General features: G+C 71.9%; 16 protein-coding genes. 9 read left to right on the top strand and 7 right to left on the bottom strand.

Translation table 11 applies throughout. The annotated features are described in order from the left end of the window. Positions 1-176 precede the first annotated feature (176 nt). Positions 177-1,292: an ADP-ribosylglycohydrolase family protein gene (locus tag ACGH7X_RS16835; protein WP_399886155.1), complete on the top strand. Its 1,116-nt coding sequence runs from the start codon at positions 177-179 to the stop codon at positions 1,290-1,292. Positions 1,293-1,373: 81 nt separating this feature from the next. Beyond that, positions 1,374-1,784 carry a VOC family protein gene (locus ACGH7X_RS16830; RefSeq protein ID WP_399886154.1) on the top strand — a complete coding sequence of 137 codons (411 nt, stop codon included), beginning with the start codon at positions 1,374-1,376 and terminating at the stop codon, positions 1,782-1,784. Positions 1,785-2,059: 275 nt separating this feature from the next. On the opposite strand, the gene ACGH7X_RS16825 is transcribed toward ACGH7X_RS16830, so the two are convergent. The 3 genes from ACGH7X_RS16825 to ACGH7X_RS16815 form a co-directional block, all read right to left on the bottom strand. Continuing rightward, positions 2,060-3,646, bottom strand: a complete 1,587-nt coding sequence (locus ACGH7X_RS16825) for a sodium:solute symporter family protein (protein ID WP_399886152.1) — start codon at positions 3,644-3,646, stop codon at positions 2,060-2,062. Between the two features lie 217 nt (positions 3,647-3,863). Beyond that, a complete protein-coding gene (locus tag ACGH7X_RS16820; protein ID WP_399886151.1) occupies positions 3,864-5,795 on the bottom strand; it encodes an MFS transporter in 1,932 nt (643 codons plus the stop codon). 254 nt (positions 5,796-6,049) lie between these two features. Continuing rightward, positions 6,050-8,611, bottom strand: coding sequence for a D-alanyl-D-alanine carboxypeptidase (locus tag ACGH7X_RS16815; RefSeq protein WP_399886150.1), 2,562 nt, complete (start codon positions 8,609-8,611; stop codon positions 6,050-6,052). A gap of 189 nt (positions 8,612-8,800) precedes the next feature. Between ACGH7X_RS16815 and ACGH7X_RS16810 the strand changes: the two genes are divergently transcribed. From ACGH7X_RS16810 to ACGH7X_RS16800, 3 genes are all read left to right on the top strand, one after another. After that, complete coding sequence (locus ACGH7X_RS16810; protein WP_059301329.1) at positions 8,801-9,559, top strand: GPP34 family phosphoprotein; 759 nt, start codon at positions 8,801-8,803, stop codon at positions 9,557-9,559. 314 nt (positions 9,560-9,873) lie between these two features. Further along, positions 9,874-10,731 (top strand): helix-turn-helix domain-containing protein, encoded by an 858-nt coding sequence (locus tag ACGH7X_RS16805; protein ID WP_399886148.1) that lies wholly within the window; start codon positions 9,874-9,876, stop codon positions 10,729-10,731. 217 nt (positions 10,732-10,948) lie between these two features. Next, complete coding sequence (locus ACGH7X_RS16800; RefSeq protein WP_007388670.1) at positions 10,949-11,140, top strand: DUF397 domain-containing protein; 192 nt, start codon at positions 10,949-10,951, stop codon at positions 11,138-11,140. Positions 11,141-11,239: 99 nt separating this feature from the next. Here ACGH7X_RS16800 and ACGH7X_RS16795 read toward each other — a convergent pair whose 3' ends face one another. From ACGH7X_RS16795 to ACGH7X_RS16785, 3 genes are all read right to left on the bottom strand, one after another. Further along, positions 11,240-12,142 carry a MerR family transcriptional regulator gene (locus tag ACGH7X_RS16795; protein ID WP_399897089.1) on the bottom strand — a complete coding sequence of 301 codons (903 nt, stop codon included), beginning with the start codon at positions 12,140-12,142 and terminating at the stop codon, positions 11,240-11,242. Positions 12,143-12,262: 120 nt separating this feature from the next. Next, on the bottom strand, positions 12,263-12,793 hold the full coding sequence (locus ACGH7X_RS16790) for a glutathione peroxidase (protein ID WP_399886146.1): 531 nt from the start codon (positions 12,791-12,793) through the stop codon (positions 12,263-12,265). 26 nt (positions 12,794-12,819) lie between these two features. Then, positions 12,820-13,791, bottom strand: coding sequence for an ArsR/SmtB family transcription factor (locus tag ACGH7X_RS16785; RefSeq protein ID WP_399886144.1), 972 nt, complete (start codon positions 13,789-13,791; stop codon positions 12,820-12,822). Positions 13,792-13,887: 96 nt separating this feature from the next. Between ACGH7X_RS16785 and ACGH7X_RS16780 the strand changes: the two genes are divergently transcribed. Both ACGH7X_RS16780 and ACGH7X_RS16775 read left to right on the top strand, forming a co-directional pair. Continuing rightward, positions 13,888-15,105 carry an MFS transporter gene (locus ACGH7X_RS16780; RefSeq protein WP_399886143.1) on the top strand — a complete coding sequence of 406 codons (1,218 nt, stop codon included), beginning with the start codon at positions 13,888-13,890 and terminating at the stop codon, positions 15,103-15,105. Between the two features lie 158 nt (positions 15,106-15,263). Beyond that, positions 15,264-16,394, top strand: coding sequence for a PP2C family protein-serine/threonine phosphatase (locus ACGH7X_RS16775; protein WP_399886141.1), 1,131 nt, complete (start codon positions 15,264-15,266; stop codon positions 16,392-16,394). A gap of 370 nt (positions 16,395-16,764) precedes the next feature. On the opposite strand, the gene ACGH7X_RS16770 is transcribed toward ACGH7X_RS16775, so the two are convergent. After that, on the bottom strand, positions 16,765-17,967 hold the full coding sequence (locus tag ACGH7X_RS16770) for an IS110 family transposase (RefSeq protein ID WP_399883154.1): 1,203 nt from the start codon (positions 17,965-17,967) through the stop codon (positions 16,765-16,767). Positions 17,968-18,535: 568 nt separating this feature from the next. Here ACGH7X_RS16770 and ACGH7X_RS16765 point away from each other — a divergent pair. Next, the gene (locus ACGH7X_RS16765) at positions 18,536-20,029 is read left to right on the top strand and encodes an MFS transporter (protein WP_399897086.1); all 1,494 of its coding nucleotides are present in this window, start codon (positions 18,536-18,538) and stop codon (positions 20,027-20,029) included. 111 nt (positions 20,030-20,140) lie between these two features. Further along, a complete protein-coding gene (locus tag ACGH7X_RS16760; protein ID WP_399886140.1) occupies positions 20,141-21,889 on the top strand; it encodes an oxidoreductase in 1,749 nt (582 codons plus the stop codon). Positions 21,890-22,020: the final 131 nt, after the last annotated feature.

Here is a 22,020-nt window from a genome sequence, read left to right as displayed (position 1 = left end):
CCCGCTCGATGGGGCCAGGCGGCGGATACGGGGTGTACCTGGGACCACCCCCGGCCGTGAGCGTTTCCACACGGTTCCGGCCCGTTCCGGCCCTGAACCGACCGCTTCCGTTCGCATACAGTGCTGGACGTCGTACGTACGGACAGTGGTGTGGACAGGGCCGAGGGGAGGTCCCGGTGGGCGCGACAGGCGGTGCCGTCTGGGGGCGTGCCGAGCAGCAGGACTTCCGCAGCCGGGTGCGCGGGACGCTGTTGGGCGTGGCTGTCGGGGACGCCCTCGGAGCGCCCGTCGACGGTCTCGGCCTGGACGGGATCCGGGAGGCGCACGGCGCGGAGGGGCTGGCCGACCTGGCCTCCGCCTACGGCCGGCGCGGTGCCGTCACCCACCTCACGCAGCTCACCCTGTTCTCCGTGGACGGGCTGATCCGCGCCCAGGTACGGCGGGACACCGGCGCCTGGCATCCGCCGACCGACCTGCACAAGGCCTACCGGCGCTGGGTCGCGACCCAGCGCGACTGGGGGCCCGACCTGCGGCGCAAGGACGACGGCTGGCTGGCCCACGAGGAGTGGCTGTACGTCCGCCGGGACGCCCCGCGCACGCTGCTGCTCGGGCTCGGCGACGAGACGATGGGCACCCCCGAGGCGCCCAAGAACCCCGGTGAGCATGGCCCCGAGGCAGCCGCCCGGTCGGCGCCGTTCGGGCTGCTGGTCGGCTGGGAGCCGCAGCTGGTCGCCCAGCTCGCCGTGGAGTGCGCGGCGCAGACCCACGGCCACCCCACCGGCTACCTGACGGCGGGCGCGTACGCCGTGATCGTGCACGGTCTCGCGCGCGGCGAGAGCCTGGACGCCGCGGTGCAGCGGGCGCTCGCGCTGCTGGCCGCGCGGCCGGGGCACGAGCCCGTGGCGGACGCCCTGCAGCACGCGCTCGGCGCGGTACGGCAGGGCCTGCCGACCCCGGCCCGGGTGACCGAGCTGATCGGCGCGGGAACGGCGGAGGGCCTGGTCGCCGCCGCCGTGTACTGCGCCCTCGTCGGCGAGGACGTACGGCACGGGCTGCGGCTCGCCGTCAACCACGGCGGCCCCTCGGCCGCGACCGGGGCGCTGACGGGCGGCCTGCTCGGTGCCCTGCACGGCGAGACGGCGCTGCCCCCGGCCTGGCTGGCCGAGCTGGAGGGCCGCCCGACCCTCCTGGAACTGGCCGACGACTTCGCCATGGAGATGACCCAGGGCCCCGCACTGCACGGCCCCGCGGGCTCGTCCCCGGGGTGGCTGGCGCGATACCCGCGCGGCTAGGACCGAGCCGGCCGGGGCCGTGCCGGAAGGGCGGTCTCGTTGCGAGAGCGCGGGCGGTGAGCCGGGGCTAGCGTGGCTGCCATGGACATCAGCATCCACACCACCGTCCTTCCGCACGACGACCCGGACGCGTCCCTGGCCTTCTACCGCGACGTCCTCGGCTTCGAGGTCCGCACGGACGTCGGCAACGGCAAGATGCGCTGGATCACGGTCGGTCCCGCCGGGCAGCCGGACACCGCGCTGCTCCTCTCGCCGCCCGCCGCCGACCCCGGCATCACCGACGCCGAGCGCCGCACCATCGCCGAGATGATGGCCAAAGGCACCTACGGGTGGATCCTGCTGGCCACCGAGGACCTCGACGGCACCTTCGAGAAGCTGCGCGCCGGGAACGCCGAGATCGTCCAGGAGCCGACCGAGCAGCCGTACGGCATCCGCGACTGCGCCTTCCGGGACCCCGCCGGCAACCAGATCCGCATCCAGGAACTGCGCTGAGCCCGACCGGTGCCCCGCGCGCGCAGGGCACCGGTCGCTCACGCTCGACCAGGACGGGTCGTACCGGGACGGGTCCTGGCAGGACGGGCCTAGGGGGTGTCGTTTGGATCTTGCCGGGGTCGCGGGGTCTGGCACGCACATCTGCGGCGTTGTCGTCGGTTGCCAGGGCTCCGCCCTGTCGCCCTCCTCCGCCTTGCAGCTGCACGCACCAGACCCCGCTCGGGTCGGCAGCAAGGCACCGTTGCCTGGAGCCGTCCTGATCCAAACGACACCCCCTAGTCGCCCACCTGGGTCCGGCCGACCGGGTCCGCCGCGCCGTCCTTCTGCGTGGGGATCGCGGCCGCCGCGCCGGAGGCGTCGTCGCCGTCCCCGTCGGTGTTGACGCGCTCGATGATCGCGAGCCGCTCCGGGGTGTCCTCCGGCTTCAGGTAGCCGACCAGGATGTACAGCACCAGCGAGACCGCCAGCGGGATGGACACCTGGTACTCCAGGGGAACCCCGCCCTCGACGCTCCAGTTGATCGGGTAGTTGACCAGCCAGAACGCGACCAGGCCCAGCCCCCAGCTGGTGAGCGCGGCCGTCGGGCCCGAGCGGCGGAAGGGCCGCAGCAGACCGAGCATCATCGGGATGGCGATCGGCCCCATCAGCCCGGCGACCCACTTGATGACGACGGTGATGATGTCCTTGAACGTCGGCGAGTCGACCTGCGTCGCCACCGCCATCGAAAGACCGAGGAAGACCACCGTCGTCAGCCGTGCCGCCAGCAGCCCGGACCGCTGCCCCCAGCCCCGCGCCCGCTTCGACAGCACGGGCGCCACGTCACGGGTGAACACGGCCGCGATCGCGTTGGCGTCGGAGGAGCACATGGCCATGGTGTGCGAGAAGAAGCCGACGACGACCAGGCCCAGTAGTCCGTGCGGCAGCAACTGCTCGGTCATCAGGGCGTAGGAGTCGGAACCGTCCGCCTTCTGCGACTCCACCAGCAGCGGCGACATCCACATCGGGAAGAACAGCACCACCGGCCAGATCAGCCACACCACCGCCGACAGCCGTGCCGACCGTTCGGCCTCACGGGCGTTGGGGGTGGCCATGTAGCGCTGGGCCTGGTTGAGCATGCCGCCGTTGTACTCGAAGAGCTTGATGAAGAGGAAGGCGAGCAGGAACACCGTTCCGTACGGGCCGACCAGCGGCTTGCCGTGGCCCTGGAGGGCGGGCTCGTCCCAGACGCCGAAGAAGCCGCCGTGGTCGCCGAGTTCCATGACCACGGTCACGAACATCGCGACGCCGGCCAGCAGCTGGATGATGAACTGCCCCAGCTCGGTCAGCGCGTCCGCCCACAGGCCGCCGATGGTGCAGTAGAAGCCCGTGATGATGCCGGTGATGAGGATGCCCTGGTTCAGCGACATCCCGGTGAAGACCGACAGGAGGGTGGCGATGGCCGCCCACTTCGCGGCCACGTCCACGATCTTCAGCAGCATGCCGGACCAGGCCAGCGCCTGCTGGGTGGGCAGGTTGTACCGGTTCTTCAGGTACTCCAGCGGCGAGGCCACGTGCAGCCGTGAGCGCAGCCGGTTGATGCGCGGCGCGAACAGCTTGGAGCCGATGGCGACGCCGAGCGCGATGGGGAACGACCACGTCACGAAGGACGTGACGCCGTAGGTGTAGGCGATGCCGGCGTAGCCGGTGAACATCACCGCGCTGTAGCCGGACATGTGGTGCGAGATGCCGGACAGCCACCAGGGCATCTTGCCGCCGGCCGTGAAGAAGTCGCTGACGTTGCCGACGCGTTTGTGCGACCACACGCCGATCGCCACCATGACGGCGAAGTAGCCGATGAGCACGGACCAGTCGAGACCGTTCATGTGCCCCCCTTCCGGGGTCCGCCTTGTGAACTCCGCTCAGCTGGTTGGCACTTCGCACGAGCGGGGTAGGGGCGAGGCAGGGCGCGAAGTGCCCGCTCATCGTGGTTGCGTCGACGCGGGCACGACAAGGAAGGGGAAGGTCAAGAGGGAGTAAAAAGGTTCGGCTTACTGACCTCGGTTCACCTACATGAACCTCATCGAGGGTCTGGGCGCCGGGCTACTTCAGCTCCTCCGGGCACGGCGTGCCCCGCTGCAACCCGTACGGCGCGGCCAGCCGGTACGTGCCCTCCTCCGGCGCGACCAGCCACGTCCACTTGTCGCCCTCGGCGGTCTCCTCCGTCTCCGTCACACAGCCGTTGACGTTGTCGTACGTCTTCGGCGTGCCCTCCGGAGCGTTCTTGGAGGCCTCCGTCTCCTGGGGCGCCTCGAGCTTGTTGCCCTCCGCGTCGACGAGGCTCAGCCACGGCGAGTACGGCACCCGGACCAGGATCCGGCCCGGCTCCTTCACGTCGATCGTCCACTCGCCCTGCTCGGCGCGCTGGACCTCCGCGTTGGGCTCCGCCAGCGGAGCCGGGTTGGTCACCTGGAACAGCTGCCAGTTGGCGTCGCCCCAGATCTGCTTCAGATACGGCAGCCCCCGCTGCACCAGCTCCCGCTCCCGCTCACCGCCGTCGCCGTCCGGCTCGCCCTTGGGCAGCACCACGAAGTGCACGGCCCAGCGGCGCAGCCACTCGTGGTAGTTCGCCGAGTTGAGCGTGTCGTCGTAGAAGAGGGGGTTGCGTTCCATGTCGGCCTGGCGGTTCCAGCCGCGCGCCAGGTTCACGTACGGCGCGAGCGCCGAGGCCTCCCGGTGGGAACGCGCGGGCACGACCTCGACCCGGCCGCGCTCCGCGCCGACCTCCTGGAGTTCGTTGACCAGCGGCGCCAGCTCGCGCGCCCAGGAGGCGGCCGGCGTGGTGTGGATGATGTCGTCGGCCGACTTGAAGCCGATCCAGCCCACGAAACCGACGATCGAGACCACCAGCGCGTACCACTTCCGCGACTTCGGCACCGTGAACGGCAGCGCCGCCACCAGCGCCACCCCGGCGAAGAGCATCGCCAGGCGCGTGATGTTGGAACCGATCTGGGAGCTGATCAGCCAGACCAGCAGCACGGACAGGCCGTAGACCGCCGACGTGATCCGCACCGTCCTCCAGGTGCTCGGCACGAACCAGTAGACCAGGCCCGCGTACAGGATCGGCAGCGACGCCGAGCCGAACGACATCGGCTGCGTGCCGGAGAAGGGGAACAGCACGGCCGACAGCGCGACGACCACGCTCGGCGCCACGCCCAGCGCCCAGGCCCCCGGGCGGCGCTTCTGCAGGAACAGGGCCACCGCCACCAGGCCCACGTACAGCCCCGAGACCGGCGAGGCCATCGTGGACAGCGCGGCCAGCGGCGCCGCGCACAGCCCCTTGGCCCAGCGCTCGTGCCGCCAGCGGTGGGGCCAGCAGAACACCGCGGCGACCGCGCCGAGCCCGAACATCATGCCGAGCCCGAACGTCACCCGTCCCGACGCCGCGTTGCCCAGCAGCGCGAACAGGCCCGCCAGCGACGCCCACAGCGGATTGCGGACCACCCGGCTGCGGATCAGGATCATCGTCAGCAGCCCGGCCGACAGCGTCCCCGCGATCATCATCGTGGTCCGCACGCCGAGCACCGACATCAGATACGGCGAGACCACGCTGTACGACACCGGGTGCATGCCGCCGTACCAGGCGAGGTTGTACGCCGAGTCCGGGTGCCGGCCGACGAACTCCGCCCATGCGTCCTGCGCCGCGAGGTCGCCGCCACTGTTCGCGAACGTGAAGAACCAGACGACGTGGAGCACCCCGGCCAGCGCGGTCACGGACAGCACGGGGTGGCGCAGCATGCGCTCGCGCAGGGCCAGGAACGCGGCGTTCACCGCCGACGGCGCTTCCGGCTCGCCGGCGTCCCGTGGCTCACGGCCGCCGTCCGCCGGGCCGCGACCGGCGCGCCCGCTCTCCGGGCACTCCGGGCTCTCGGCGCCCTCCGCGTCGTCCCTGCGGGGCGCGGGTACGCGTGGTCGCGGGCCGGCTCCCGGGCCCGGATCGGCGTCGTCGGCGCGTGTCGGCTCCGCAGTGGCCACCTGAAGGCACTCCCCGTGTCCCGTCTTCTTCCTTGGGCCGTGTCCCGTTCCCGCGACCGGCGACCTGCCCCGTTTCGTGACGCTAGCACGCACGCCCGCACCGTGGCTTCCTCCCTTTCGGGACCCCGCGGGAGCTTCCCGCACGCTTCCGGCGCCCTTCCAGTACCCCTCGGCGCCTCCCGGGGCGCGAACGCCCCCGCGGCCGGGTGACCGCGGGGGCGCGGGGCGTCGCTACGGCCCGGACGGGCCGGCCGTCAGCCCAGGCGGGTCAGCTTGTCCGCGAAGGCGGGCTCGACGAGGTCGTCCCGCAGCGCCACCGGCACCTTCACCGCGCCGCTGGTGCCGCCGTCGCCGACCGTGAGGGTGCCGACCTTGGTACCGGCCTTCGCCGTGTGCGGCACCTCGTCCGCCTTGAACGTCAGCTTCACGGTCAGTCCCGCCCAGCCGACGGCCTTGACGTCCTGCGTGGCGACGACCGGCGTACGGCCGCCGAGACCGTCGTCCACGTACCCGACGACGGATCCCTTCTTCAGGAGCGTCGACGACTTCAGGGTGTCCTGCGCGGCCCGGATCAGCTTGTCGCTGGAGTCCAGGGCGGCACCGAGGATGGTGTTGTCCGCGCCGCCCGCCGGCTGGCGCACCACGGCACCGACGATGGTCCGGGTCTCCCCGCCGACCTCCTTCTTCGCGGCGAAGACGAGGTTGCCGAGCGCGGAGGTGGTGGTGCCGGTCTTGATGCCGACGACGTCGTTGTGGCCGACCAGGTGGTTCCAGTTGGAGTGGTTCTCGCCCTTGTAGTCGTCGTACGACATCATCGCGGCGACCTCGCGGAACGCGGGCTGCTTCATCGCCTCCTTGGCCAGCTTCACCTGGTCCACGGCCGTGCTCACCGTCGTGTTGTTCAGCCCCGACGGGTCGGTGTACGTCGTGTTGGTCATGCCGAGGTCCTTCGCGGCGGCGTTCATCTTCTCCACGAACGCCTTCTCCGACCCCGCGTCCCAGCGGGCGAGCAGCCGCGCCACGTTGTTCGCGGAAGCGATCAGGATGCTCTCCAGGGCCTCGCGCTGGGAGATCGAGTCGCCCTCGAACACGTCGACCGTCGACTCCTGACCGGCCTGCGACTGGTCCTCCGCCGCCTGGTCGATCTTGATCTTCGGGCCTTCGGCGCCGCTCTTGAGCGAGTGGTCGCGCAGGATGACGTACGCGGTCATGACCTTGGCGACGCTCGCGATCGGCACCGGCTTCTGGTCGCCGGACGAGCCGAACGTCCCGATGCCCTGCACGTCGAGCGCGGCCTGTCCGCTGGACGGCCACGGGATCTCCGGCTTGCCGCCGTCGAACGTGAAGCTGTCCTGCGCCGTGAGGTCGAGCGTCGGCGCGGGCAGCGGGCGCATGGACTGCGCGACGCCCAAGACGATCAGCAGCAGGACGACCAGCGGGGTCCAGATCTTGACCCGGCGCACCGTCGTCCGCAGCGGGGTCTCCGGGGGCGGCGGGGTGTTCGTCAGCTCCGCCAGCAGGTCCAGCGGCGGCTTCGGCGGCAGCGGCTGCTGGGTGGTCCGGTCGGGCCCGACGTGCGATACGGCGGCGGTGGTCCCGGTACGGGGCGCCTTCGGGGCCTTGGGGGCCTCGGACGGGGGCGCCGGGGCCTGCGGGGCCTTCGACGACTGCGGGGGCTTGCGGGTCGACGGGTCGTCCGGGTTCCGCAGCGCCACGAACTTGCTGGTCCGCTCGGCATCGCCCTCGGACCGCGGCGCCTTCTCGGCCGCGGCGGCGGCGTCGCCCAGCTTCAGCATGGTCGTCGGCTGATCGACACCGGGCTTCGCGGGCCGCAGCGACTTGAACACGGCGGTGGGCTGATCAACCCGCCGCTCCTCACCCCCGTCGGAGCCGCCCTCGGGGTCCGAGCCGGAGCCGGAGCCCGCGTCCGTGTCCGTGTCCGTGTCCGAGGCTGCGTCCGGCTCGGAGTCCGAAGCCGTGTCCGCGACCGAGCCCGAGGGAGCGTCCGGCGTGGAGCCCGACGCCTCGTCCGACGTCGAACCCGAGCCGACCGCTGCGCTCGCGCCCGACCCGGAGGCCGGGTCCGTGTCCGTGTCGGTGTCGGTGTCGGTGTCGGTGTCCGAGCCTGCGGCCGAGGCCGTGGCGGAGCCACTGTCGGCCTTCTCGCGCTGCGCGGCGCCCTGCTGCGGGCCGGTCGCCTCGTCCTCGGCGTCCTCGGCGTCCTCGGGCGCGTCGGCGCCGCTGTCCCGAGCGGTCTTCGCCGTGGTGTCGGCGTCCTCCGTCGTGTCTCCCGCGGCTTCCGGGGCCCCCGCGTCCTCGAGTCGCGCGTTGGCCGCGGCTCGCTCGTCCGCGGTGGCCACCCAGGCCGCGACGGCGTCCCGCAGCCGGCCGTTGTTCGCGGCAGCGGGCTCCGCGTCGTCGCCCTCGGGCGTGTCGGACTTCTCTGATGTATCCGACGCATCCGGTGTGTCCGGGATGTCGCCCGCCTCGGACTCGGTGGACGTCCCGGACGGCTCGGCGGCGTCCTCCGGGCCGGCGTCCGCGGCCTCCGTCTCCGTGTCGGCCTCCGCGTCGGCCTCGGCGTCCGCCTCCGCCTCGCGGACCGACAGCACGCGCGTCGCCGTGTCGACGCCGCCCCGGGCGGACGCCGAGCGCTTCGCGTCCTCGCGTGCCACCGCCAGCCGCGGATCACGCGGCTCGCTCGCCTCGGTCCTGGCTTCGGGAACCGGACCCGCGCTCCCCGACGTCGGTTCTTCCGACGACTCGCGCTGCTTCGAACTGTCGGGGGACTCGCCCGCCACCGATGCCTCCTCCATGCGCCGCACGTCCTGTGCGCGCTACCGAACCCGTACCGAAACCATTTACCAGTGTCCTGTGTACGGGTGGAACCCACGCGGTAGACGAGAACGACATACCTACTGGTTCCACTACGAACCGGTCACGCACCCTCGACAGACCAATGTGAGAGGGGTCACCCTGTCTGTCATCCACGCGGGGAGGCATGGATGGGCAGGAGCCGCAGAACACTTCCGGAGGAGCTTCTGCTGCTGGCGTTGGACCCGACCACGGGTACCACCGCACAGCCGCAGTCGCTCGACCTCGGTCTGGCCGGAGCACAGCTGGTGGAGCTGGCGCTGGCCGGACGGATAGCCCCAGACGGGGATCGTATCGCCGTGGTGGCCCCACGGCCGACAGGAGATCCAACACTCGACTGCGCGTTGGAGTTGCTGCGAAGGCGTGGCGCTCCCGTACGGGCGGTCAACTGGATTGGCGGACCCCGCCTGGGGCTGCGCCAGACCTATCTCTCGCATCTGGAGCGATGCGGCATGGTGCATGCCGTGGAGGGCCAGATGTGCGGGGTGCTGCCGACGACTCGCTACCAGGCGACGGACACGGCGATCAGCAGGGAGATCAAGGCCCGGCTGGACTCGGCGATCCGCACCGGCGTCCCGCCGGATCCGCGGACCGCGGCGCTCGCCGCGCTGGCCCACGCGGTCGGTCTCGGCAAGCACCTCTACCCGGGCAACGAAGGACGCTCGTCGCGGTCCCGGCTGCGGGACCTCATCAGGCACGACCCCATGGGCGGACTGGTGGCGCACGCGGTGATGGACGTCCAGAACGGCGCCGTGGCCCAGCCACGCCGCAGTCCGGCCCCGGCCGGCCGCCAGGCCCCGGGACCGGGTGCCAGGCCGGCCCCGGAACCCGCTCGCGGTGTTCCGGCGCAACCACGTCACGGATCCATGGCGCGAGCGGTGGCCCATTGAGCACCTGAACACCCGAGTACCCGAACACGCGTACAGGCAGTACCGCACCGCCGCACCGCCAGTCCCCAAGCCCGGTCACGGGAGCCGCAGGTCCGCGCGGGGCGGCGGGGCCCGACCGTACGTCCGGCATGTCCGGGCGACGGCAGGCCCCCGCCGCCCCGCGCGGCCGCATGCGGGGGTGGCGCCCCGAACTGGCGTGTACGCGGCGCATATCGACCGTTTCCCAGCGGTAGAAAGCACCTTGGTGGCAGTCTGCTCAGCAGCAGATACACAAAGTGGCAAGTATGAGTCACGCAGCCGGAGGTGCACGTCCCGTGGCGTCGAGTGTCAATCCCACCGTAAGGCGGCGTCGGCTGGGCCAGGAGCTGCGCCGGCTCCGTGAGCTCAAGGGCATGACGGCCGAGGAGGTGGCGGAGCGGCTGCTGGTCTCGCAGTCGAAGATCAGCCGCCTGGAGAACGGCCGCCGCAGCATCAGCCAGCGGGACGTCCGCGACCTGTGCGGGGTGTACGAGGTCGAGGACCAGCGGATCGTCGACTCGCTGATGCAGATGGCGAAGGACTCGCGCCAGCAGGGCTGGTGGCACGCCTTCGGGGACATTCCGTACAGCGTCTACATCGGCCTGGAGACCGACGCGGAGTCGCTGCGCACCTACGAACCCCAGATCATCACGGGCCTGTTGCAGACCCGGCCCTACGCGGAGGCCCTCATCCAGGGCGCGTTGCCCGAGACGTCGGTCGCCGACATCGAGAAGCGGGTGCAGGTCCGCATACGGCGCCAGGAGCGGATCTCCGCCGACCACAACCCGCTGCGGCTGTGGGTGGTCCTCGACGAGGCCTGCCTGCGCCGGACGGTGGGCGGCAAGCAGGTGATGCGGGAGCAGTTGGAGCACGTCGCCGAGATGTCGCAGCTGCCGCACATCACCGTGCAGGTGCTGCCGTTCGACGTCGGGGCGCACCCGGGCATCAACGGCCAGTACTCGATCCTGGAGTTCGCCGACGCCGCCGACTCGAGCGTGGTGTACATCGAGGGCGTCACCAGCGACCTGTACCTGGAGAAGGCGCTGGACGTGCAGAAGTACACGGTGATGTACGAGCACCTGCGGGCGCAGGCCCTGAACGTGGAGCAGTCGCGGCAGCGCATCGAGGACGTCGCGAAGGAGTACGCACGGTGAGGCGGGCGAGGCCGGCGCGGTCGCTGAGGCCATTCGGGATGGTGGGGGCGGGATAGTACACCCCTGCCACGATGTACTGGAAGACTCACCTGGAATATGCCATCCGGTCGAGTGAATGGCTGCTCCGCACGGGAAGGCCAGCGAGTAGCGTCGATCACGCCAAAGATCACACGTCATTGGCGTAAACCGCACTCAGCAACTCGCCATCGGAGCAGACATGGCAATTCTTCAGGGCGCCCAGGAATCGTGGACCAAGTCCTCCTACTCCGGAGGGAACGGCGCGTGCGTCGAGGTCCGGTCACCGGTCGTGGCGGCACTCGCCGTCCGCGACTCCAAGGTGACCGGCGGCCCGGTCCTGGCGTTCCCCGCCGACGCGTGGAACACCTTCGTGACCTCGGTCAAGGAGTAACGCCTCCACGCGTCATCCGTCAGTACCGCCGACGGAGCCCTCTCGACCAGTTCGCCGACCTTGCCGAGAGGGCTCTGTTCAGTCCCGGCCGTCCGTCACTCACCTCACCGGGAACGCCACGTCGCACACCGGGTCCTCGGGGCCCGCGGCGTCCCAGTCGGCGAAGTACACCTCGCGACACGGCCCCGCCACCGTCAGACCCTGTCCGGCGATCCACTCCTCCACCGCCTCGAAGGCGGCCAGAATCTGCGGATGGGCCACCTGGGCCTTGGTGATCCGGGTGTAGGCCAGCCGCCCGGCCGGCTCCACCCGCACCCGCGTCTGCCAGGCGCGTCCGCGCTCCTCGCCCCACGCCCGCGCGGCCGCCTCGTCGGCGACCGGCACGCACGACTCGGCCGGACCGTCGCTCTCCGTCGACACCTCGGAGTGGTAGACGACGAACGGCGCCGCCGTCACACCCCCGCACCCCCCGGCCGCCTCCTCAAGACGCCCCAGCGAGGCACCGATCCACGTCGGCAGTTCGGCCGCCGTCGTGTGCCGGGTCTCGCTGAGCACCACCTGCTCGGGCACGTCCACCGTCTCCACCACGAACTTTCCGTACACCTCGGAGCTCCTCCCCGAAAGCCGTCCACGGAGGTACTCGGCGAGCGTGCGCTGACCCGCCACCCGGGTCTCCACTCCCGCCCAGTAGGCGTCGAGCAGAGCGGTGGCGGCCCCCGGCCCGTCCGCGTGGACCACCTCCGCGACCCTCGCGAGCGGCATGTCCAGCTGGCGCAGCAGCGCCACGAGCCGGGCACGCTCGGTCTGGCCGGCGCGGTAGTAGCGGTAGCCAGTGGTCTCGTCCACATGAGCGGGCGCCAACAGGCCCATCCGGTCGTACAGCCTGAGTGCCTTGGCCGACAGCCGGGCCCGCGCGGCGAACGCCCCGATGGTCAGCAACGCGTCGTCGCGAGCGTCGTCGGCGTCCTCGTTCGCGTCGTTCGCGTCGTTCGCGTCGTCCACGTCGTAGTCCTCCGTCACCGGGCGGCTGGTCCGCCCGGCGACGACGACGCTCGGGTCTGCCCCAGGGTCAAGGTCAAGCGCTCCGCCCGGACTCGCCCGCACTCGCCCGGACTCGCGCACTCAACCCGCCAGCCGTGCCTCGACCGCCGCCACGACCTCCGCCGCCTCCGGCTCGGTCTGCGGGGAGAACCGGGCGGCGACCTTGCCGTCCCGCCCGATCAGGAACTTCTCGAAGTTCCAGCGGATGTCCCCGCTGTGGCCCTCGGCGTCGGCGAATCCGGTCAGCCGGCCGTACAGCGGATGCCGGTCCTCCCCGTTGACCTCCACCTTCTCGGTCATCGGGAAGGTGACGCCGTACGTCGCCGAGCAGAACTCGGCGATCTCGTCGGCGCTGCCCGGCTCCTGGCCCATGAACTGGTTGCAGGGCACGCCGAGCACGGTGAGGCCCTGCTCCGCGTAGCGCTCGTGCAGCCGCTCGAGGCCGGAGTACTGCGGGGTCAGCCCGCACTTGGAGGCCACGTTGACCACCAGCACGACCCGGCCCGCGTACTGGGAGAGGTCCGCGGTACCGCCCTGGAGGGCACCGATCTCGACGTCGAGGGGGAGGCTGTCGTCGTTGCCGTTGTCGCGCGTGTTCTGTGAGGTCGTCATGGAACGGATGCTAGTCCGGGCGCGGCTCACGCCCGCCCCTCGCCCGCCTCGACGAGTACCTCTCCGGCGGCCGTCCGCGAGTACAGCACCGACCGCCCCGCCCGCCGCCGCTCCACGAGACCCGCGTCCAGCAGCACCCGCAGATGCCGGCCCACCGAGCCGAGGGTCTGCCCGGTCACGCCGACCAGCTGGCTGGTGCTCATCGGGGAGCCGAGCAGGATCAGCACCCCCGCCCGCGCCGGACCGAGCAGCGCGCCCAGCGCCGCGGGCACGGCACGGGCACCGTCGTCCGCGAGCGCGCCCGTGCACGGGTAGACCACCGCGTACCGCTCGGGCTCCTCCCACGCCACCCAGCCGTGCCGCTGCGGAGTGATCGGTACCAGGATCAGCTCGGCGCCGGACAGATCGCGGGGCGGGTACGGGTTCAGGTTGATCTGCAGCCGGCTGGCGCCCAGCCAGCGGGTGCCCGGCCGCAGCGCGTCCAGCACGGCCGCCCAGCCGCCCCGGCTCACCTGCGCGATCCGCGCGACGACATCCGCCTCCAGGACCCGGCGGCGCCGGTCCCAGTCCGGCCGTACCGCCTCCGTCCAGACGTCCTCCAGCAGCGCGGCGGCCCGCTCGGGCAGGTCGTCGCGGTCCAGGGCGGCGGGGAGCGTGCCCCCGAGCGAGACGGCCAGGTCCGCGCGGGCCTCGTCGGGGCGGGCCGCCCGGACCCGCGCGACGCCCTCCTCGAAGCTCTCGCCCTCGTACGGGGTGGGGGTGAGGAAGTCGGCGTTCCACTCCCGGCCGAGACCCGAGCCGACGAGCAGCGCGGCCACCGGGTCGGCCGCCATGCGGCGCAGATGCGCGGGCCGGTGGGTGTCGAGCCAGGCCCGTTCGCCGGGGTGCCCGGCCACTCCGGCGTGCAGCATCTTCAGGCAGGCGAGGGTCTCGTCGAGCGGCGAGACGACGAAACGGCTGCGGGCGAGCGTGTCGGCGTCGATCTCCCACCAGCCCATGCGGCCCCTTCCCGTACTTTCCCCCGCTCCCCCCTCACCTTTCGCGCCCACGCGAAACATTAACGGCCCCTCCCGCCGTCACCTCACACTCCCCGCATGCCAGACACGAGCCGCAAGAGCTACGCGGACCTCTTCCGCACCCCCGAGTTCGGTCCTCTCTTCCTCTCCTCCTCGGCCAACATCGCCGCTCAGACGGTGAGCGGCCTCGCGCTCGGCACGCTGGTGTTCCGGGCCACGAACTCGCCGCTGCTGTCCGCGGTCAGCATGTTCGGTCCCGCGCTGGCCCAGGTGCTGGGGGCCACGCTCTTCCTCTCCGGGGCCGACCGGCTGGCCCCGCGCGCGACGCTGGCGGGCCTCTCGCTCTCCTTCGCCGTCGCCACCGCGGCCCTCGCGCTGCCCGGCCTGCCGGTCTGGGGGATGCTCGCCATCGTCCTCGCCGAGGGCCTGATCGCCTCCCTCGGCGGCGGTGTCCGCTGGGGCCTGCTGACCGAGATCCTCTCCAAGGACGGGTACCTGTCGGGGCGTTCGCTCTTCAACATGATGAGCGGCATCATGCAGATCGCCGGCTACGCGGCCGGCGGCGTCCTGGTGGCCCTGCTGCCGGCGCGCCTGTGCCTGCTGCTCGCGGCCGCTCTGTTCGGCGCGGCGGCCGTCCTCGCCCTCCGGCTGACCCGCCGCCCGCCGCGCGCGGCGGGCCGCCCCTCCGTGAAGGCCACCTGGCGCGCCAACGCCCTGCTGTGGTCCGCCCGTCCGCGCCGCCACGTGTACCTGGCCCTGTGGATCCCCAACGGCCTCGTCGTCGGCTGCGAGTCCCTGTACGTCTCCTACGACCCCCGCGCCGCGGGCACGCTGTTCGCCTGCGCCGCCCTCGGCATGCTGGCCGGGGACGTGACGATCGGCCGGCTGCTGCCGGCCCGGCTGCGCCCGCGCCTCGGCATCCCGCTGCTGGTGCTGCTGGCCGCCCCGTACCTCGTCCTCATCCTGCGCCCGCCGCTGCCGCTGACGGCCGTACTGGTCGCGCTGGCGTCGGTGGGCTTCGGCTCGAGCCTGGTGCAGCAGGAGCGCCTGGTCGCCCTGACCCCCGACGGACTCTCCGGGCACGCCCTCGGCCTGCACTCCGCCGGGATGCTCACCATGCAGGGCGTCGCCGCGACCCTGGCCGGCACGGTGGCCCAGTTCAGCTCCCCGGCGACGGCCATGACCGTGATGGCCCTCGCCTCGCTCGCGGTGACGCTCACGCTGACGGTGGCGAGCCGGCGGGGCGCGACCGACGGCGGACTGCTGCCGACGCGGGCGGCGCTGCGGTCCGCGTGACGTGCCCCTCCGAGGGTGCGACTCGGCCTCGATTGGGTTAAGGACCGCTCGGGAACTCCTGCGCGCTCCGACCCTTGCATAGTCTAAGAGACTGGGGAGGGACGCCTGATGAGGACAGGGAGAGGGCGGCTCCTGAGCGCTGCCACACCGGAGTAGTCATGACCGTGAAGAAGTCGCCGTCCGGTTCCGCGGCGCTGTCCTGGATGCCCGTCGCGGCCATGGCCGTGGTGGCCGTCGTGGACCTCACGATGGGGCCCGGGGTGGGGCTGCTGCCGCTGGTGTCGCTGGGACCGGCGTTCGGCGGACTGGTCGGCGGCTGGCGGCGCACCGCGGTGATCGGACTGGTCGCGCTGCTGCTGTGCGTGGGCCTCGGGATGTACAACGGGCTCTTCGACCGTCCCCGCGGCTACACCGCCATGCTGTCGGTGGCCGGCGTGACCGGCGTCGGCATCGCGGCGGCCGTGATGCGCTCGCGCCGCGAGGCGGAACTGGCCAGCGTGCGCTCGATCGCGGAGGCGGCGCAGCGGGTGCTGCTGCGCCCGGTACCGCTGACCGCGGGACCGCTGCACGCGGCCGTCTCGTACACCTCGGCGCTCGCCGAGGCCCGGATCGGCGGCGACCTGTACGAGGTGGTGGCCTCGCCGCACGGCGTCCGGGTGATCGTGGGCGACGTCCAGGGCAAGGGGCTGGCGGCGGTGGAGACCGCGGCCCGGGTCCTCGGCGCCTTCCGGGAGGCGGCGTACGACGAGAAGGACCTGGTCAAGCTCGGCGAGCGGCTCGAGCGCAGCGTCGCCCGGGAGCTGGAGGACGAGAAGTTCGTGACCGCGATCCTCGCCGAGATCGGCTACGACCACCAGGTCGTCCTCCTCAACTACGGCCACCCGGCGCCGATGCTCGTCCACGGCGACGGCACCGCCGACTTCCCCGAGCCGCCCGCGTACGCCCTCCCGCTGGGCCTCGCGGCGCACGGCGGCCCCGGCCCGGCCCCGTTCCCGGTGCCCTTCCGCCCCGGTGACCAACTGCTCCTCTACACCGACGGCGTCACGGAGGCCCGGGACGAGGAGGGCGGCTTCTATCCGCTGGCCGACCGCGCCCACCTCCTCAAGGACCCCGACGTCCACCGCGCGCTGGACGCCCTGCGCGAGGACCTGGTGCGGCACGCGGCGGGGCCTCACCACGACGACGCTGCGATGCTGCTGCTGCGGTACCAGGGCCAGGGCCAGGGTCAGGAGCAGGGCCGAGACCCCGGTCAGGGCCAGGGCGGCGGGGGAGCGACCGGTCCGGCGTGAGCGCTCACCGGGCCCGGCGTTCAGGCGTGGCGCGCTCCGTCGGACGCCGTGCCGAGCCAGGTGTGCGGGTTGGCCCCTCCCGGCACCGGCCGAGCTTCGGGGCCTTGCTGCTGATCCAGATCGCCGGGACCCGGAGGTCACCGCACGCACCGCCGCCGTGCCTTCCTGGCGGCCGTGGCGGCCCAGGACCCCGTCGCGGGCTTCGCGGGCTTCGCGGGCTTCGCGGGCTTCGCGGGTTTCGCGGGGCGAGGCCTTCACCCGCATGATCGCCGACAGCCCCCACCCTCACCTCGTGCCTGCGGGGCCTGCACCACCGGCGGGAGGAGGCGCTGACCGCGGCCCTGCTGGGGGGGTGCCTCTATGTCTTTCGTCAAGCGAGGCGTGGGGTTCGGTGTTCGTAGAAAGTGCCGTCTCGGAGCATCGCGAACAGCACGCTGATCCGCTGTCGGGCGAGGCGGAGAAGAGCCTGCGTGTGGGTCTTTCCTCTGGCTCGGCATCGGTCGTAGTAGGTCCGGGAGGCGGGATCGTGCAGGGCGGCGAACGCGGATAAGAACATCGCGCGTTTGAGCTGCCGGTTGCCGCCTCGTGGTGCGTGTTCGCCGTGGATCGAGGTTCCCGACGACTTTGTCGCGGGTGCGAGGCCGGCGTAGGAGGCCAGGTGGGCGGCGGTGGGGAAGCTGGTGCCGTCGCCGACGGTGACCAGCAAGGTGGCAGCGGTCCTGATCGCGATCCCCGGCATCGAGATCAGGACCTGGGAAAGAGGGTGCTTCTCCAACAGCTGCCCGATCTGTGCTTCCAGAGCTCGGCGCTGTTCGTGAACAGCCGCGAGCGAGCGGGCCAGCGACGGGACGACGATGTCGAGCGTGCCGGTGCCGGGAACGACGACGGTCTGCTCGTCGAGCGCGTCGAAGATCTCGTCGATCAGCCGCTGGGCCATGCGCGGGGCCTTGGGCCGGACTCCGTCAACGAGCCTGCGGCGTCCGGCTTTTCGCAGTGCGGCGGGGGAGCCGTAGCGTTCCAGCAGCCAGGTGACGGCCTGGTGGTCCAGGCGTGGGCCGAGGGCGCGTTCCAGGCTGGGGTGGAATTGGGTGAGCAGACCGCGTATGCGGTTGGAGGTGCGGGTGGCCTCGGCCGCGAGGTCCTGGTCGAAGCCGACGAGGACGGTCAGCTCGGCGGTGATCTCGTCGGTGAGTTCCAGGGACCGCAGGGTGTGGGGCATGGTGCGGGCGGCGTCCGCGATGACCGCGGCGTCCTTCGCGTCGGTCTTGGCCTCGCCCGGGTAGAGGTCGGCGATCCGCCGCATCGCCAGGCCCGGCAGGTAGGCGACCTTGCAGCCCGCGTCTCTTGCGACGGTCAGCGGCAGGGCTCCGATAGAGGCGGGCTGGTCCACGACCAGCAGGACGGTGCCGAACTTCGCGGCCAGCTTGTCGAAGACGGCCCGCAGCTTCGGCTCGCTGTTGGGCAGGGGCTTGTCGAAGACCTTCTTGCCGGCCGGGGTCAGTCCATGGCCGTGATGGGCGGTCTTGCCGACGTCCAGGCCGAGGAAGACGTCCACGTCGCCGGTGTCGAACATCGTGCTCTCCACTTCCTTTGGCACGGCTGGCCTGGGCATCGGTGTCGTACGCGCGCATCCACGTTATGCAGACCTGCCGCCCGTGAACTGCCCGGTATTGCACCGGACCGGACGGTGGCCGGACCTCTCATCAGCGTCTCCGACGGCACCTCTCGGGCCCGGTGAACACCACCCCCCAGGTCATACGGTTCAACAGGGGGACACAGTCATGCCGGGCTCGGAGGCCAGCGGCCCTCTTGCAGGACCGCGGAAAACATAACGGGGAGTCCGCCGCGTTCTGTTCACCCGCATCCAGGAACTGACGTCGGCGGGGCGCGCCAATCCGGAGATCGCGCGGGTGCTAGACGCGGGAGGCGCCACTGGCGTTCGACCTGCTGACACCGGCCCTCGCGGAATACGGGCGCGCCTGGTTGTCCCGTCGTTCGGGGTGCGTGCCCCGGACTCGGGTCCGGATGCGCGGTCACCGGCGCGAGCGCAGACTGAGCGGGTGAGCGGAACGCATCCGAAGCGGGACGAGAGCACGGTCGGTGCCGGTCACGCCACCTCCCAGTCGCTGGCGCTCGCCGCCATGATGTTCGCGGTGGCGATGACGTTCATCGACCAGACGATCGTCTCGATCGCGGCCCCCGACATCGTCTCCGAACTCGGCCTCTCCTCCACGGGCATGCAGTGGGTGATCAACGCCTACCTGCTGGCCCTGGCCGCCTTCTTCGCCCTCGGCGGGCGGCTGGCCGACCTGTGGGGTCCGCGCCGGGTCGTGGTGCTGGGCACCCTGATCTTCGTCGTCTCCTCGGTGCTCTGCGGCTGCGTGCCCTCCGGGGACTACGCGCTGACCTGGCTCATCGTCTTCCGCGCCACCCAGGGCCTGGGCGCCGCGCTGCTCTTCCCGGCCGCGCTCGCCGTGGTCGTCGCGGTGTTCCCCCTCGAGCGCAGGGGACGCGCGCTGGCCCTCTTCTTCGGCCTCACCGGCGCCCTCACCGCCGTAGGACCCCTGCTCGGCGGCTGGCTCATCGCCTGGACCTGGCGGGCGATCTTCTGGGTCAACGTCCCCGTCGCGATCGTCGCGCTGGTCCTCACCATGCTGGCCGGCATCTCCGACCGCCGGCGCGAGGAGTCGCTGGACGTCAAGGGCGCCCTGCTGATCGTCGCCGGCATGGGCCTGAGCGTGCTCGGCTTCCAGCAGGCGGGCTCCTGGGGCTGGGACAGCGCGGCGACCTGGGCCTGCATCGCGGGCGGCCTGGCCGTGCTGTACGTCTTCTGCCGCTACGAACTGCGCACCCACCACCCGCTGGTCAACCTCGCGGTCTTCCGCGACCGTGCCTTCACGGTGGACATGCTGGTGCTCTTCTTCGCCATGCTGGCGTTCGTCCCGCTCTTCTTCTTCGCCTCGGTCTACGCCCAGGTCTCGCTCAGCGCCTCACCCAACCAGGCCGCCCTGTACCTGCTGTACTTCTTCGCCGGGTTCGCCATCGCCTCCCAGTGGGGCGGCCGCATCTTGGACAAGCGGGGCGCCCGGCCGGCGATGCGGATCGGCTGCGCCCTCGGCGCCGTCGGCTTCGCCCTGTGGGCCGGCAAACTGACCGACCTGTCCATGCACGACCAGTGGCCCTACGCCGCACTGGCCGGCGCGGGCATCGGCTTCGTCCTGGCCCCCGCGTCGACGGACGCCGTCAACCGCTCGATCAACTCCTCCTACGGCGAGGTCACCGGCATCACCCAGACCGTCCGCAACTACGCGGCGAGCGTCGGTCTCGCCATCTACGGCACCATGCTGACGCACACCATGACCGACCGGGTCGCGGAGACCCTCCGCGCACGCGGAGTGCCGCCGGACGCCGAGCACTCCCTGGCCCGTGACGTCACGGAGACGATCACGGGCAACGCGGACGCCCGTACCCCCACCGGCGACGGCCCGGCCGAGACGGCCATGCGGGACGCGATGCCCGCCATCCGCCTCGACTTCGCCGAGGCCAACCAGTGGGTCTTCTACGGCATGGCCATCGCCCTCGCCGTCGGATACTTCTGCGCCCTGCGACACCCCGGGGGCCGGGCGGGCTCGTGACTTCCCCGTCCCCGCCGTGACTTTCCCCGCCGTGACTTCCCCGCGCCGAGCGCAGCCGGGGCGTCGAAAGCACTTGCCCGGCACACCGTCGCCGCAGGAAGATCGGCGATCGTGCGCCTCAACGAACTCAACGCTCCCGAACGGCGGTTGTGGGACTCCTACTCCGCAGGGCGCGCCGTCGACGTCCTGGCCGACCCGGCATCGTCGGTCGATCCGGCATCGTCGGTCGATCCGGCATCGTCGGCCGATCCGGCATCGTCGGCCGATCCGGCATCGTCGGCCGATCCGGCATCGTCGGCCGATCCGGCACCGTCGGCCGATCCGGCATCGTCGGCCGGTCCCGTATCGTCGGCCGACCCGGCGGTCCGGGCCGACGCCGCGATCCGGGCCGACGTCATCGCGGCGCTGTTGCTCGGCGCCGTCGACCAGGCCCCCGGCGACCGCCCCGCACTGCGCCTGACCGGTGCGCACATCACGGGCCGTCTGGACCTGCGATTCACCGAGATCACCGTGCCGGTCGTCCTGACCGACTGCCGCTTCGACGAAGCCCCCTTGCTCCAGGGCGCCCGGACCCGCGAGCTGGTGATGACCGGCTGCGCCCTGCCCGGTCTCGTCGCCGACACGGCGCAGATCGACGCCCGGCTGGTGCTCTCCGGCTGCCGTATGACGGGGCCCCTCGTGCTCACCCGCGCTCAGATCAACGGAGACCTGGACCTCCGGGACACCGCGATCAGCTTCCCCGACGGCGAGGCGATATCCGCCATCCACGTGAGGGTGGGCGGCGACGCGCTGTGCCGGAAGTTGGCTCTCGAGGGCGGATTCCGCCTGTCCGGTGCGTCCGTCGACGGCGAGTTCGACCTGGAGGGCGCCTCGCTGCACAATCCCGGCGGTCACGCCCTGGACGCCTATCACGTCCACATCACCGAGGACTTCACCTTCCACCCCGGCTTCAGTGCCGAGGGACGGATCATCCTCTCCGGCGCCACGGTCGCGGCGGCCATCGGCTTCTGCGGGGCCCGCCTGAGCAACGCCGGTGACCTCGCCCTGGAAGCGGTCGACGTCACCGTCGCCCGCAACTTCGACCTCGGCCGCGGACTCACCGTCGACGGCGGCGTGAAACTCGACGGCACACGTGTCGGTACGGAACTCAGCTTCCGCGACGCCCGACTCACCCACACCGACGGCACCGCCCTCTCCCTGCGCGCGACCCAGGCCCGGGAAACCGACCTGCGCACCCGCCGGCCGATCGACGGAGTCGTGGACGCGCGCAACGCCCGGCTGGGGACGCTGTACGACGCCCAGGACACCTGGCCCGCCGACCTCCGGCTGGCCGAGGCGACGTACGACGCCCTCGCGTTCCCCCTGCCCGCCACCGAACGGGTCCGCTGGATCCGGCGCACCGCCGGCGGCTACCTCCCCCAGCCCTACGAGCAACTCGCGGCGGCCTACCGGCGGCTCGGGCACGAGGACGAGGCCCGCACCGTGCTCCTCGCCAAACAGCGCCACCGCCGCGGCACCCTCTCCCCGCACACCCGTCTCTGGGGCCACGTCCAGGACGTGGCCGTCGGCTACGGCTACCGGCCCGCCCGCGCGGGCCTGTGGCTGACGGCCCTGCTCGCCTGCGGCACCCTGTTCTTCGCCCTGCATCCCCCGGCTCCCCTCGAAGCGGGCAAGGCCCCGCAGTTCAACGCCGTCTTCTACACCCTCGATCTGCTGGTGCCGATCATCACCTTCGGACAGGAAGGCGCCTTCGCGCCCCGAGACACCGCGCAGTGGCTGGCCTACGGCCTGATCGCGTGCGGCTGGATCCTGGCCACCGCGGTCACGGCCGGCGTGTCCCGCGCGCTCAGCCGCCAGTGACTGCGGGTGTCGCCGTCGGGCCGTCGGAAAGGCCACCGTCGACTGCGACACCCTGGCCCTGCTGAACGCCCTGGGAACAGAGGCCGGCCACATCCTGCCGCAGTAAGGAATCCGGGCCCGAAATTCGACGG

The sequence above is a fragment of the Streptomyces sp. BBFR51 genome (assembly GCF_044591655.1).
Lineage (GTDB): Bacteria > Actinomycetota > Actinomycetes > Streptomycetales > Streptomycetaceae > Streptomyces.
This window is presented reverse-complemented; position numbering and strand designations above follow the sequence as displayed.

Excerpts from the sequence above, each read along its gene's own strand:
- ACGH7X_RS16830 (WP_399886154.1), top strand. The coding sequence starts at position 1,374 with ATGGACATCAGCATCCACACCACCGTCCTTCCGCACGACGACCCGGAC.
- ACGH7X_RS16825 (WP_399886152.1), bottom strand. The coding sequence starts at position 3,646 with ATGAACGGTCTCGACTGGTCCGTGCTCATCGGCTACTTCGCCGTCATG.
- ACGH7X_RS16815 (WP_399886150.1), bottom strand. The coding sequence starts at position 8,611 with ATGGAGGAGGCATCGGTGGCGGGCGAGTCCCCCGACAGTTCGAAGCAG.
- ACGH7X_RS16810 (WP_059301329.1), top strand. The coding sequence starts at position 8,801 with ATGGGCAGGAGCCGCAGAACACTTCCGGAGGAGCTTCTGCTGCTGGCG.
- ACGH7X_RS16800 (WP_007388670.1), top strand. The coding sequence starts at position 10,949 with ATGGCAATTCTTCAGGGCGCCCAGGAATCGTGGACCAAGTCCTCCTAC.
- ACGH7X_RS16790 (WP_399886146.1), bottom strand. The coding sequence starts at position 12,793 with ATGACGACCTCACAGAACACGCGCGACAACGGCAACGACGACAGCCTC.
- ACGH7X_RS16785 (WP_399886144.1), bottom strand. The coding sequence starts at position 13,791 with ATGGGCTGGTGGGAGATCGACGCCGACACGCTCGCCCGCAGCCGTTTC.
- ACGH7X_RS16780 (WP_399886143.1), top strand. The coding sequence starts at position 13,888 with ATGCCAGACACGAGCCGCAAGAGCTACGCGGACCTCTTCCGCACCCCC.
- ACGH7X_RS16775 (WP_399886141.1), top strand. The coding sequence starts at position 15,264 with ATGACCGTGAAGAAGTCGCCGTCCGGTTCCGCGGCGCTGTCCTGGATG.
- ACGH7X_RS16770 (WP_399883154.1), bottom strand. The coding sequence starts at position 17,967 with ATGTTCGACACCGGCGACGTGGACGTCTTCCTCGGCCTGGACGTCGGC.
- ACGH7X_RS16765 (WP_399897086.1), top strand. The coding sequence starts at position 18,536 with ATGATGTTCGCGGTGGCGATGACGTTCATCGACCAGACGATCGTCTCG.